The 15,001-nt window shown below is 73.4% G+C and carries 1 protein-coding gene; it reads left to right on the top strand.

The window, feature by feature from the left end:
• Positions 1-354 precede the first annotated feature (354 nt).
• Positions 355-14,985 (top strand): hemopexin repeat-containing protein, encoded by a 14,631-nt coding sequence (locus ACWEN6_RS27620; protein ID WP_452574153.1) that lies wholly within the window; start codon positions 355-357, stop codon positions 14,983-14,985.
• Positions 14,986-15,001: the final 16 nt, after the last annotated feature.

Here is a 15,001-nt window from a genome sequence, read left to right on the forward strand (position 1 = left end):
TCGGCGGCGACTTTCGTGAGCGCCGGTCCACGGGGAAGCCCTGGTGGTGATGGCTTCTGACCTGGCGGGTGTGCGCCTTCGTGTAGACGCTCCTCGTAATACGACATGTGGCATTAAAAGTGGTCATTTTCGGTTGTCGGCACCGGACGGTTGGCTTTACCTGTTTTGTTGAGTCCGGATCTGTTTCGTTCCAAGGCGTTGAGTGCAAGTATGGCCGGGCGGAGCAGAGACGGACCGTCTTCGCCGATCGCCGTGCCATGTGATCTCGCGCGCCCTCGTGCGAGATTCGACGGCTCGATCCGCCATGCCCCGGGGCACCTATCTCGCTTCATCGGATCCGAGCTGGAGGATCTCTTGCGCGAAGACGGCTCATTGCCGAGCTACGACCGGCTCTTCGGCGAACTGGACTTCGGGGAGCAGGAGGAGCCGGGGTCGGTCACCTCGCCCGCGGCCTACCTGGCCGACCTGCTCCAGCTCGTGGAGGACAACTTCGAGGAGCCGTCGCTGCTCGAACGGCGGCCGGGGCTGAAGCGGGTCGTCCTCGACCATGCGGGCACCTACACCGAGGTCCCGTACCTGGACATCGTCAACGAGGTGCTGGCGAGGTTCCTCACGGCGGACGCGTCCGCGGACCCGGACCCGACCTCGGCTCCGGGTACGTCCGCAGGTCCGGATACGTCCGCGGGTACGGACATGTCCGCGGATCCGGATACCGTGGGCCCGGACACGTCCGGAGGGCCGGGCATGTCCGCGGACGCGGACACGGCGGGTATGGGCGCGGGCGCGGACGCAGGTACGGGCGCGGACGCGGGTACGGATGCGGGTACGGACGCGGAGCCCGCGACGCAGGCGGAGGCGGAGGCCTTCGCGCGGTTGCGTGAGCTGCGGTTTCCGTTCGACAAGCCGTTCTCGTTGCAGGACGAGCGGTTCCGGGCGTACCTGCGCCGGTTCGAGATCGCCCCCGAGGAGTTCTACCGCGCGTTCGCGGCGCGGGTCAGCGCCGACGTGGTCGCCCGAGAGTACCTGGGCCTCACGCCCGAGGACGCCGCGATCGTGACGACCGTGCTCTCCGGCGAGGCCGCCGGCCAGGAGTGCTACGGCCTCGGCGACAAGCCGCTGACCGCGTTGCAGGACGTCGACCGGTTCCGCCGGGCCACCATGCTCACCGCCGCGGAGCTGAGGGACCTGCTGTTCCAGAGCCTCCTCCCGCTCGCCCGCCCGCCGCACGCCGAGGCGTCGGCCTTCTTCGTCAACCAGGGTGGCACCCCCGTGAGCGTGGACGCGGAGGGACGGCGGCTGGTGTGGGGAACCGGGGAGACCCCCGTGCCCTGGGAGTGGTTCGAGAGGACGCGCCGTTTCGTGCGCCTCGCGCGCAGGACCGGCCTGTCGATGGCCGACCTGGACGTGGTGCTCAGGACCTGCTGCGGCAACCGCATCGACCCGGCCGCCCTGCGCGTGCTCGCCGCGGTGGTGTACCTGCACCGGACCCACGACCTGCCGGTGGACGTGGTCTGCGCCCTCGCCGCCCCGATGGACACCACGGGCATCCGGGACGGCGCCGACCCCCGTGACCTGTTCACCCGCACCTACAACGACGTCATGACCGGGCCGGGCGGCCAGGAGGACGGCCTGGTCTGGCCATGGCCGGACGCGCCTCCGGCGGGGCGGGCGCTGCGGTGCGCGGGTGACATTCTCGCGCCGCGCAACGCCGCCTACCGCCGCCGCCTGGCGAGCGGCCTGTCGGTCGGCGAGAGCGACCTGGTGGAGATCGTCGTCCGCTACCGCCGCAGGTACGCGGGCACGCCGCTGGAGCCCGGTCCGTTCGACCGCGAGGAGATCGGTCTGGCGGCGCTGTCGCTGCTGCACCGGGTCACCCGGCTGAGCGCGGCGCTCGGTCTTTCCACCGGCGAGTTCTTCGGCGTGCTCGCGGCCGTGGAGGCCGATCCCGCGCCGCGGCCGCAGGGCTACACACCCTTCCGCGGGCTGCCGCTGGACGACGATCCGGGCACCCGCGACTGCCATCGCATCCTGGAGGCCGGGGACGCCGGCGCGAGCCTGTGGCTGGCCCGGATGCTCTCCGGCGTCGCCGAGTGGATGCGGGCCGACGGGTTCGGCGTCGAGGACCTGGGCGCGGTCATGGGCGGCCCGGTGGCCCTGAGCGGCGGCGATCTGCTGTCCACCGGCGATCCGCTGTCCACCGGCCTGGACGGGCGTGCGGGCGTGGACGCGGCGTCGAGGGCGGACGGGGCGTCGGCGGCGGGCGGGGACGGTACGGGCCGGACGGGCGAGGGCGCGGTCCCCGCCGACGACGGGACCGACGCGGTCGCCGCGGACCTGGGCCGGGAGTTCCAGGGCGTGGCGTTCGGCCCCGGCTCCTTCGTCTCCGACCGGTTCGGGGAGCGGGCGTCCCAGGTCATTCAGGACGTGCTGACCGCCTACGACGGCGTGGTGTCGCCGGGCGACGACCGGGTGCTCCGATTCGACCGTGCCGAAGCGGAGCCGGCCGCCTACGACGCGCTGACCGACCTCGCCGTGCTCACCGAGGAGGACTTCCTGGACCTCGGCCTCGACGAGAGGCTGACCGGGAAGATCTACGCCGATCTCGTCACCGCCGGCTACCTGCGGGCCAACGGCGAACTGGTGCTGGACAGGCTTCCGGGTGCGGGGGAGGAGCTGCGCCTGACGCGCGACTTCACCCCGCACCGCCGCGCGCTCTACGACGTGATCGCCCGCCTGTGCGGCGCACCGGCGTCCGGCACGGACGCGGACACAGGTATGGGCGAGGGCATGGTGCCCCACGCGGGCATGGGCGCGGGCGCTGACGCCGGTACGGCCCCATTCCCGGGGAGAGACGCGGCGACGGGCGCGGGCGCTCTGGGCGTGATGGCTGAAGGGGACGCGAGGGCCGCGGATGGCACCAAGGACGCGGCGGGTGCCCGGGGCACGGAGAACACCGACGACTTCGGACATCCCGGGGGCCCTCGTGATTCTCGTGATCCCCGAGATCCCGGACGTGCTGTAGACGCCGGAGACGCGGAGGACGGGGAGGACACCGGTTCGGGCGCGGTTGACCAGGGGACCGGTGACGCCGGGGCCGAGGGTCCGGGCGCCGCGGATGCCTGGCCGGATGACGACGAAGCGGCGGGGGCGGCGGCGCTGTACCCGTCCGATCTGGTCTCGCTGGGACTCGGGCCTGACGAGCAGGCCGAGCTGTACGACAACCTCGTCTTCAACGGTTACCTCGACGCCGAGGGCGAGATCCTCTGGCCCGCGCCGTTCACGAAGGAGGACCCGCAGGACTCCGACATCGAGCTGCTCGTCGTCAACGCCGACCTCGGGGACGTCGCCCCCGCCGTGCTCGGACGGCTGCGCGAGCGGGTCGAGCGGTTCCACGGCGGACGGCTCGTCCTGGACCCCGCCGTCTTCGCGGCGCTCCCGCTGACCGAGATCCAGGCCGGCGCGCTGGTGGAGGCGCTGCGCTTCAACGAGTACCTCGACCGGGACGGCGCGTACCGCGACAAGGCGGCCCTGCTCGCCGCCGGCCCCGACGACCTGGCGCTGCCCCCCGAGTTCCACCCGCACCGCGGGGCCGTGCTGTCGGCGATGCGCGGCCAGGTCGAGGACTTCAGGGCGGAGCTGTGCACGTTCGTCGCCGAGGACTTCCAGGACATCGCCGACGAGGCGGTCGCCGGGCGGGTCCTGGCCGACCTCGACGGCGCCTTCACCGACGACGGCCTCGTGCGGGTGGACGCGACGATGAGGGCACTGGCCGACTCGTCGGGCTCGGCCTTACTGGGAGCGTGGTTCACCGACGCGGAGACGGCCATGGTGGCCGGCCGCGTCTCCGCGATCCTCGCCGAGCAGCGGCCGTACCGGCTCGACCTCGTGGCGCTCGCGGCGCTGGACTTCGACGAGCGCGAGCGCGCCCGGCTGGTGGACATGCTCGTCGGGGCGGGGGACCTGAACCGGGCGCTGGCCGTCCCCCTCGAACGGCTCGGATACTTCGGCGACGCGGGCAACGTGCTGCACTACACGGTCGCGGGCCTGGAGGACTACGCCAAGGACCTGTTCTACCTGCTGCACGCGGTGGCGATCGAGGTGTCGGCCGGGATGGCGGAGATCGTCGCGACCCTCGGCGCGCTCGCCGACCGGCAGCGGACGCTGGTGTCCTCGCTGCTGCAGGACGCCCTCGGCGTGCCCGCGGACACCGTCGCCGCCATCTGCGCGGGCGTCACCGGCGGCGCGGCGCAGACCATGGAGGTGCTGGTGGTGCCCGCGCTCGCCGCGGCGGACGCCGCCGCGGACGACGGCCTCCCGGGCGCGGCGGAGCCGGCCGGCGCGGTGGGCCCGCGCTTCCGGCGCGCCTACCGGCGGATCCGCGGGTTCGCCGTGCTCGCGGCCAAGCTCGGGCTGGACGCGGCGGAGGTGCTGGTGGCCTTCCGCGACCAGGACCTGCTGGGCGGGTACCCCGAGCCGCTGGCGCTGCCGCCCGGCGCCGGCCGTTTCGACGCCCTGCTGGAGACCGCCGACGGCGGCGTCCTGCTGTTCCTGGGCGACGCCTTCTGGGCCTACTCGCCGGGGACCTACGCCCTGGCCGATCCCCGGCCGCGGCCGCTCACCGAGCTGTCGGACCGGTTCGCCGGCCTGCGGAGCGTGGACGCCGCCTTCACCGTCGCCGGCGCCGAGTGGATCGTCGGACGGTGGAGCGACGGCGCTTCGCGGACGTTCGTCAGGGAGCACGGCAGCGCCCGCTGGGTGGAGCGCGACCAGGTGTGGCGCAAGGTCGAGAACGCCTTCGACGACCCCGAGCGCGTGGACGCGGCCTTCGTGGACGAGGAGGGCAGGGCCTACCTGTTCCGCGGCGACCAGTACGTGCGCTACTCCGGCGCCGACTACACCGTCGTGGACGAGGGGTACCCGCGGAGCATCGGCGAATGGTGGGAGGGCGAGGACCGGCGCACCCCGCTGCCCGCGCCGTTCCGCCGGTCGATCGACGCCGGGTTCCGGCACCGGGACGGCGCGGTCCACCTGTTCAGCGGCGACCGCTTCGTCACCGTCGGCGACGCGGCCGACCGTCCCGTCGCCGGCACCTGGGGCAGGGTGCGCAACACGCTCGCGGGCGCCGAGCGGGTGGACGCGGCGTACGCGGACGCCTCGGGCGCGGTGTACCTGTTCGCCGGCGACCAGGTGATGGAGTACGCCGACAGCATCGAGAACGACGGCGTCCTGGCCGTCGAGGGGTACCCGCTGCGCATCGAGACGCGTTTCCCCGGCGCGCCGGTCGCGTTCGAGGGCGGACTGGAGGCCGCCTTCGCGACCGGGGACGGCGCCGTCCACCTGTTCAAGGACGGCAGGACCATCGCCCTCCCGCCCACTCCCGGAGCAGGGGTCGGCGCCGGCGGGGAGCAGGGCCGCTGGGGGGCCGCCGACCAGGTGGTGCCGGTGGCCGGGCGCTGGGGCGTGCTGTCCGACGTGCTGCCCAGCGGCGCCGTGGAGTCGGCGTTCGTCGGGATGGACGGCCGGACCTACCTGTTCAGCGGCGAGCGGTACCTGCGGTACTCGACCTCCGACTACTCGGTCGTCGACCAGGGATACCCGCGCCGCATCGAGCCCGACTGGGGCGGGCTGCGCCGGGTGGACGCCTCGTTCGTCCTGGACCGCAAGACCTACCTGTTCGGCCTGCCCGGGCGGCTGTTCGACCTTCCGCTCGACCCTGAGGACGCCTCGGCCGCCGAGGCCGAACTGGCCGCCGGCCGCGTCCCGCGGACGCTGCGCCGCCGCCTCGCCGAGCACGGTCTCCCTCTCGCGGACGACGCCCGGCCCGTTCCTGCGGGCGGGGGCGGTGCCTGGAGGGTGACCACCGAGCAGGGCATCGAGGTGGAGGTCCGTCGTGAGGGCGACCGGCTGGCCGTGCACGGCGGCCCCGGCGACGAGACCTCCTTCTACGTCCGCTACTCCACCCGGGACTATTCGACGCCCGACCCCGGCCACCCCCGTCCGCTGACCGACGACTGGTGGAACCTGCCGTCGAGCCTTTCCGGCGACCCGAGGTTCGCCAGGGTCGACGCCGTGTTCACCGGCCGCGACGAGCTGACGTACCTGTTCTCCGGAGACCGGTTCGTGGTGTTCGACAGCAGGCGCCGCTGGTGGTCGGAGGTGCGCACGCTGCGCGAGGACTGGGACGGTCTCCCGTTCGAGCGGGTGGACGCCGCGTTCGTCGGCAAGGACGGCAAGACCTACCTGTTCTCCGGCCGCCGGTACGTCAGGTACTCGACCGCCGACTACACCCGCGCCGACGACCGCTACCCGGCGTCGGTCACGCCGTTCTGGGGCAACGTCGTCAACGCCGTCGCGCGCACGGGCCGGGTCGACGCGACGCTGGTGGCGGACTCGACCGAGGTCGTGGACGGCGTGGAGGTCGTGCGCACCCACACCTACTTGTTCTCCGGCGACCAGTACGTCCGCTACGAGGGCGAGGACTACTCGGCGGTGCAGGACGGCTACCCGCGCCCGATCGCCGCCCTCGCGCAGGAGCCCCGGCTGCGGAACCTGCACGTGTCCCTGGCGGGAGGCATCGACGCCGCGTTCGCCGACCGGCGCAACGTGTACCTGTTCAAGGACGGCAGTTGCCACGTCGTCTCCGACGGCCTCTACCGGCGCCACACCCACCTCGACCTGGCTGGAGTCACCTGCGCCTTCATCGAGGACGGCCGGGTGGTCGCGCAGGGACCGGACGGCTGGCGCCACCTGGGCGCGCTGGAGGGGACCGTGGCGACCTCGGCGCCCACGCGGCCGAGGACGTTGCGCGCCGTCCCGCCCGAGTACCGCACGGGCCTTTCCGCGGTGCTGCGGGGCGCCGACGGCACCACCTACCTGTTCAAGGGATCCTTCTGCTACAACGTCCGGCTGGGACGCGACTACCCCCTCGCCGAGGAGTGGGGGTGGCCGCGCGACAACATCCACCAGCGCGGCATCGTGGACGCCGCGTTCGTCGGCCGGGACGGGAACACCTACCTGTTCAGCGGCGACCAGTTCGTCACCTACCCCGCCGCCCCGGGCACCTCGGGCGCCTTCGGCACCTCTCGCACCTCGGACGCCTCGGAGGCGGGCCGGCCGCGTCCGGTGGCCGAGCACTGGGCGGGGCTGTCGAACGTGGCGCTGGCCTACGTGCGCGACGGCAGGACCTACCTGTTCGAGCGGCCCGGCCTCGATGGGCGGACCCGCCACGTCGTCTACTCCGGCGCGGACTACCGGAGCCCCGACCCCGGGTACCCGCGCCCCGCCGACGCGGGCTTCTGGGACATCCCTCAGGCCTACCGCGCCGAGGGGTTCACCTTCCCCGACGCCGTGCTGTTCGAGGGGAGCACCATGCTCCTGCTGCGCGGCGACGAGTGCCTGCAGTACGACCAGGTGGCGGGCGTGTGGTCCTACCCCCGTCCGATCGAGCGCGTCTGGCGGGGCTACGGCCGGGACCTGCGGCCGGGCGAGGTGCTGCGGACGGCCTTCACCGCCGGCGACGGCGCCACGTACTTCTTCTTCACCGGCCGCTTCACCGCCTACCGCGACGGCGCCTTCTCGCCCATGGAGCCGACCAGGGAGCGGTGGAGCGGCTCCCGCGGCCTGTTCGGCGCCGCCGGCGCGCACGGTTCCCCGGCCGGGTCGCCGGTGTTCGAGGCCCCTGCCGGGTCGGTCTCCGGCTCGCCGGACGGGGACGGCGCCGGCCAGGTGGAGGACGTGGTACGGGTGGACGCCGCGTTCGTGTACCGGGGCTCGACGACGTTCCTGTTCTCCGGCGACCGGTACGTGCGCTACACCGGCGCCGAGTACCGCTACGCCGACCCCGGCTACCCCAAGCCGATCATCGGCGAGCTGCGCAAGGAGGAGGCGTTCGCCAACCTGCCCGAGTCGTTCGACGACGTGCTGATCGACCGCCTCGCCGCGGGCCACGACCGGCTGGTCGAGGCGGTGGTCGCCAACCGGCGCACCGTTTACCTGTTCGTCGGCGGGGAGTGCCACGCGGTGTCGGACGCCGCCGCCGTCACCTACGACCTGGGGTTCGCCGGCCAGGTGCGCAACGCGCTGGCCGAGCGCGGCCGGGTGGACGCGGCGCTGGTCGCCGGCGGGCGGGCCTTCCTGTTCTCCGACGACCAGTACGTGCGCTACTCCGGCACCGACCTGGCCTTCGCCGACGAGGGGTACCCCCGGACGATCGCCGCCGCGCTGCCGGCCGAGCTGGGGGTCGCGGCGCTGCCCGAGGAGTTCCACGACGGCATCGACGCGGCGTTCACCGGCGCCGACGGGCACCTCTACCTGTTCAAGGGCAAGAAATACCTGCGCGCCGACGACCCGGCCACCGCCGACGACGGCGCCGCCACCCCGGCGACGGACGCCGCCCCCGCGGACGCCGGGGGCGGACGGGCCGAGCCGGTCGCGGGGCAGGTGTCAGGGCCGGTCGCGCGGCCGGTCGCCGGGACGTGGGGCCGGGTGCGCAACGCCTTCGCCGACGGGCCGCCCGGGGTGGACGCCGCGTTCGCCACCCCGGACGGCGAGCTGTACGCCTTCCGCGGCGACCAGTACGCCCGTTACGCCCCCGGTGACCTGGAGCGGGTCGAGCAGGGACACCCCCGCGCCATCCGGAACGCCTGGGGCGACCTGCCGGCGTCCTTCGAGGCGGGCATCGACGGGGCGTTCGTCTTCGAGGGCCGCACCTACCTCGCCAAGGGCGACCAGTACGTGCGCTACTCCGGTACGGCCGCCGAGGCGAGCCGGCACGGCGCCGGTCCGGGGAGCCCGGGCGGGGCCGGACGGTACGGCGTCGTGGACCGCACCTATCCGCAGGCGTTCGCGCGACGCTGGTCCGCCGCGGCGGACTACCGGCTGGACGACGTCGCCACGATCGCCCGCTTCGCCGCCCTGGCCCGCGAGCACCCGGGCGGCGCCGGCGGGCTGGCCGCCCAGCTCGGCGCGGGGCCCGTCCCCGTCCAGGACCCCTACCGGGGCCTGGCCGCGCTGTTCGGCTGGGACGCCGAGGAGCTGAGGTGGGTCAAGCGGCACCGCGACCTGCTGCCGGGCGCGCCGCGTCCGGGCGACCGGCTGGAGATCGAGTTCGTCCTCCAGCTCGCCGAGCTGTTCCTGCTCACCGGACGGTTGGGCCTCGGCCCGTCCGCGGTGTACGCCGATATCTGGTCGCGGGTCTACGGCGAGCACGAGTCGGCCGCCGAGCACGAGTCGGCGGCCGAGCGGGAGTCGGCGGCCAGGCGCGCGGTGGAGCTGGAGCGCGCCGCGTCCGCCCTGTACGGGCTGCTCGCGCGGGCGCACGGGCCGCAGGAGTGGGCCGAGCTGTCGCGGCAGGTGCACGACGAGCTGAACCTGCTCAAGCGGGACGCCCTGGTCTCGGCCGCGCTCGCCGCCGCCCCCGGGCGGCGGACCTCGCGGGAGCTGTTCGAACACCTGCTGATCGACGTGGACATGGGCGCCCGCGGCACGACCTCGCGGGTCAAGGAGGCCATCGCGGCCGTCCAGCTCTACCTGCACCGCTACCTGCTGGACCTGGAGCCGGTCACCGTGTACTCGGGCCTGGCCGCCGAGCAGGTCCGCGCGCGGATCAAGGCCCTGTGGGGCTGGATGCGCAACTACCGCACGTGGGAGGCCAACCGCGAGGTCTTCCTGTACCCGGAGAACTACCTGCGGCCGGAGCTGCGCGACACCAAGACCCCGGCCTTCCAGGAGCTGGAGAAGGACCTGCTCCAGGGGGAGATCACCGGCGACGGGGTGCAGCGCGCCTACAAGCGCTACCTGGACGAGTACACCGAGGTGTCGCGCCTGGCGATCGCGGGCGGCTACGTCTACGTGCCTGATGGCGCCGGGCGGGGCACGCGCGGCCTGGTGCTGTTCGGCCGTACCAGGACCGCCCCGCTGCGGTTCTACTACCGGCGCGCCGAGTTCCGCGAGGGCGTCCGGCTGTCCACGACCTGGGGGCCGTGGCTGAAGATCGACCTGCGCATCGACGCGGAGAAGGTCTATCCGATCCACGCCTTCGACCGGGTGTTCGTCTTCTGGGTGGGCGTGGAGGCGGTCGTCCCGCAGAACACCTCGAGCACGGCGATCACGGCCACACGCGTGGGCGACAAGCAGACGGTCACCGCGCCCCCCGGTCCGCAACGTGTGAAGATCTTCTACTCCTTCTGCAACCTGAACCAGGAGTGGGTCCCTCCGCAGGTCGTCGGGTCGGCGGACATCCTGTGGAGCGGGGCGCCGCCGGACCTCCCACTGTCGGTGTGGTCGGCGCCGCTGCCCGGTCAGGATCCCGGTGACGAGCACGACGCCATCCTCGTCTCGTGCGCCCTGCCCGCCGCGCCCGGCGCGGTGTCCTTCGCGCTCACCCCCGAGCTGTACGCCGTCCCGGTCACCGGGCTGACGGCGCAGACGGGCAGGCCGGGCGAGGTCGCCGACATCCTGGCGCCCGAGGAGGCCGAGGCCGTCGGGGCGGGGGCGATCGTGCGGTTCAACCGGCCGGCCTCCTCGCCCGACCGGCACTGGCTGAGCGTCGACCACAAGGGCGGCAGCTTCCTCATCAGGCCGGTCATCCCGGCCCCCGCCGAGGAGACGCGCCTGACCAAGCTGCGCGGCAACAAGGACAAGCTGCCCGCGTGGGACCGCGTCGACGCCGCGTTCGAACTGTCCGACGGCACCCGATACTTCTTCGGCAACGAGAGCGGCCGCTACGTCAAGATCGCCCGTGGCCGTACGCGGGCCAAATCGGATCTGCCCATCGCCGGCGACTGGGGCAGGCCGCCGGAGAACCTCACCACGACCGGTGTCGTGGACGCCGTGCTGGTGCGCGCCCGGCACGTCTACCTGTTCTCCGGCGATGAGTACGTCCGCTGCACGGGGGATGCTCCCATCGGGCCGCCCGACCCGGGCTTCCCTCAGCACATGCGCGACAACAGCGACAACCTGCCCAAATGGTCCGCGGTGGACGCCGCGTTCACCGCGCCGGACGGCACCGAGTACTTCTTCTCCAAGGAGCGCGGCGGGTACGCCATGTCCGGCTCGCTGGAGACCGTCCGGCCGATGTGGGAACGCTGGACCCCGCCCCGCGACCTCGCCGACGGCGGCGACGACATGGCCTTCACCGTCGACCACCTGGACGCCGCCTTCGTCCGCGACGGCCGCACCTACATGATCTTCGGTGACCGCTACCTGCGGTACACGCTCGCCGGGGACGACGGCCGGCAGCGGCTCGACGAGGGCTACCCCAAGACGCTCGCCGGCAATCCCGACGGCCTGCCCACCTGGAGCCCCGTCGGCGCGGCCCTGGTCACCCCCGGCTTCTCCTGCTTCTTCGACAACACCACGCAGATCTACGAGCTGCGCGTGGGGAACGGCGAGCCGGGCACGTACGAGACCCGCGACCTCGGCAGCCGCTGGCGCACCGTCGACGCCGCCTACGTCGAGGACGGCGCGCTGTACGTGACCAGCGGCACGGAGTACGCCCGGTACACCCTCGGCCCGGACGGCGCCCCCTCGGGGGTCACCGACCAGGGCTATCCGCGTTCGATGGCCCGTCCGGTGAACGCGGTGTTCCGCCAGTCCGGCCACCGGTACGTCTTCAGCGGCGGCTCCTACGCCGTCTGGGAACCCGGGCGGGACCTCGACGCGGTCACCGCGTACGCGCCGATCGCCGGGAACTGGGGCGAGCTGCCCGACGGCGTGGAGACCGGCCTGACCGGGGCGCTGGACACCACGGCGGAGCTGTTCCTGTTCATGGGCGACCGGTACGTGCGCTACGCCAAGGACGCCGAGGTGGCCGTCCCCTACGAGTACGCCACGCTGCCGCAGGAGATCGTGCGCCTGACCACCAGCACCGCGTTCGTGCTGAACCGGCGGCTGCTGGCCGGCGGGGTGGCGGCGCTGCTCGCCCCCGAGACCCAGGAGACCGACGAGCTGCCCGCCTTCGGGACCGGCGCGACCGGGCCTACGACCGTGCGGGTGCGCGCGGACAAGGTCACCCCCGAACGGCTGCCCACCAGCTCCTACCTGGACTTCCAGAGCGCCAACAGCGTCTACTACTGGGAGATCTTCTTCCACGCGCCGCTGCTCATCGCGCAGGCGCTCAACGGCGCCCAGCGGTTCGAGGACGCGCGCCGTTGGTACGAGTACATCTTCGACCCGACCGACCCCTCCGCCTACTGGCGGTTCCTGCCGTTCCTCGCGATCGACCCGCGGGCGCTCGCCGACGGCTGCGCGGGCGACCTGGCCGAGCTGCGGCGGCTCGGCGCCGAGGTGTCCCGGGCGGAGGCGGAGCTCGGCCCGGAACTGGACCGGCTGAGGTCGCTGGCGGCGGCGTTCCAGGAGCGGGCGCTGGAGGACGACGACGTCGACCACCTCAGGGACCTGGCCACCCGCGACTTCGACGACGCGCTGGACGAGGTCACCGGCGCCGAGACGCCCCGGGCGCGGGCGGTGCTGGCCGAGCTGCGCGAGCGCGTCGCGCTGGTCGGGGGCTTGCGGCGGCAGTACGACCTGGTGGGCGACAACGGGCGGCTGCTCGCCGCCTACCGGGAGGACCCGTTCGACCCGCACGCCATCGCCGCGCTGCGCCCGGTGGCCTACCGCCGCGCGGTCGTCATGGCCTACGTCGACAACCTGCTCGACTGGGGGGACTTGCTGTTCCGCCAGTACACGGCCGAGAGCGTGGACGAGGCGCGGATGCTCTACATCCTGGCCCACGACCTGCTCGGAGACCGTCCCGGCCGCCTGCGTCCGGCCATCGGCACCGGGTCGGCGCGCAGCTACGCCGACCTGGAGCGCGAAGAGCGCCTGCCGGAGCTCACCGGGGGCGGCGAGATGCTCACCGGGCCCGGGGCGGTGCACGCCGGAGTGGCCGACCCGTACTTCACCATCCCCGGCAACGCCGTGTTCGCCGAGTACTGGACGCGGGTCGAGGACCGGCTGCTGAAGATCAGGCAGTCGCTGGACATCATGGGCGTCAGCCGTCCCGTGCCGCTGTTCGACCCGCCGATCGACCCGGCCGCCCTGGTGAGCGCCGTCGCCGGCGGCGCCGCGCCGGACGCGGCCGCCGCCGCGCCGCCCGTCCCGGTGCCCGAGCACCGGTTCACGGTGCTCCTTCGCAGGGCGCAGGAGCTGGTGGACAAGCTGCGCTCATTCGGCGACGCCCTGCTCGGCGTGCTGGAGCGGCGCGACTCCGAGGAGCTCACCCTGCTGCAGGCCCGGCAGGAGACCGTGATCCTCGGCCTGGCCCGCGCCGTCAAGCAGGCGCAGGTGGAGGCCGCCGAGGAGAGCAAGCGCGAGGCGGAGGCCGGGCGGACCGCCGTCAACACGCGGCTGTCGCACTACCAGCAGCTCGTGGACGACGGCATGTCGCAGATCCAGCGGGCGCAGATCGGCCTCATGACGCTGGCCGCCGCGACCCACCTGGCCGCCGGCGGGCTCAAGCTCGGCTCCTCCATCGCGCACGGCGTCCCGCAGGTGCTGTTCGGCCCGTTCATCTTCGGCACCGAGTACGGCGGCAAGCAGATCGGCAAGGCGCTGGACAAGGCCGCAGAGGTCCCCGAGCAGTTCGGCGAGTCGTTCAGCCTCCTGGGCGAGCTGCTCGGCGTGGTCTCGGAGTACCAGCGCTCCGAGCAGGACTGGCGTTTCCAGATCGACCTGGCGCGCAACGACCTGGCGCAGGCGGAGCACCAGGTGGCGAGCGCGGAGCACGCGCTGACCGCCGCGCAGTGCGATTTGGACGTCCAGACGCAGGAGATCGCCAACCAGCAGGCGGTCACCGCGTTCCTCAAGGACAAGTTCTCCGGCGCCGACCTCTACCAGTGGATGGCCGGCCGCCTGTCGGGCCTGTACTTCCAGGCGTACGGGATGGCCTACGAGATGGCGCGCGCCGCCGAGCGGGCCTACAGGTTCGAGCGGGGCGTCCCCGACGGGCCCGCCTACATCAAGCCGCTGTACTGGGACAGCCGCCGCGCCGGGCTGACGGCCGGCGACAGCCTCGGCATGGACCTCGACATGCTGGCCAACGCCTACCTCGCGGCCGACACCCGCGACCTGGAGATCGTCAAGCGGGTGTCGCTGCTGGTCCTGGACCCGCCGGCGATGCTGCGCCTGGCGAGCACCGGCCGCTGCGAGTTCGCGCTCACCGAGGCGCTGTTCGACCGCGACTTCCCCGGGCACTACCGCCGCCAGATCAGGACGGTCGGGCTGTCGTTCGAGGACGAGGGCGGCGGCCGTCCCGACCTCAACGCGACGCTGACCCAGCTCGGCCACAAGACCGTGCTGGACGCCGACGCCAAGGCCGTCAAGCACCTGCTCGACCCCAAGGGCGCGCCCCCGGACACGGTGCGCGCCGACTGGCGGGCCGGCCGGCAGATCGCCGTCTCCCACGTCGATGACGGCGCGGACGGTGACGGCCTGTTCGAGCTGCGCTACGACGACGACCGCTACCTGCCGTTCGAGGGCACCGGCGCGGTGTCCACCTGGCGTCTGGAGCTGTCGGGCGCCCGCCCGGCCGCCCTGCGGGACGTCGTGATCACCGTCCGGTACACCGCCAGGAACGGCGGCGAGGTCTTCGCCAACGCGGTCAAGGGCATGCTGCGGCCCTACCCGGCCGCGCGGTTCCTCGACCTCGCCCGGGACTTCCCCGACCAGTGGCAGCAGTTCACCGCCGGCGACGCCCCGTCGCTGGTGCTGCCGGTCACCACCGACCTGCTCCCGGGGCTGGCCGACCCGCGCGTCACCGGCGTGCAGGCCGTGCTCGACATGACCGGCGCGGCCCGCGACGCGCCCGTGCGCCTGACGCTCGCCGCCGGCCGGGCGTTCCCGCTGCCCGGCGGCGCGTACGTGCCGACGCCGGGCCTGCGGGTCGCCGCCCCCGGCGGCCCCGGCTGGACGCTCACTGTTGAAGGCGACAAGGCGGCGCTACAGAACATCGGACTGGTGCTCACCTACAAGGCCGGAACGCGCTAGCCGCCCGGAGAACAGG

This window comes from Sphaerisporangium sp. NPDC004334 (assembly GCF_053602655.1).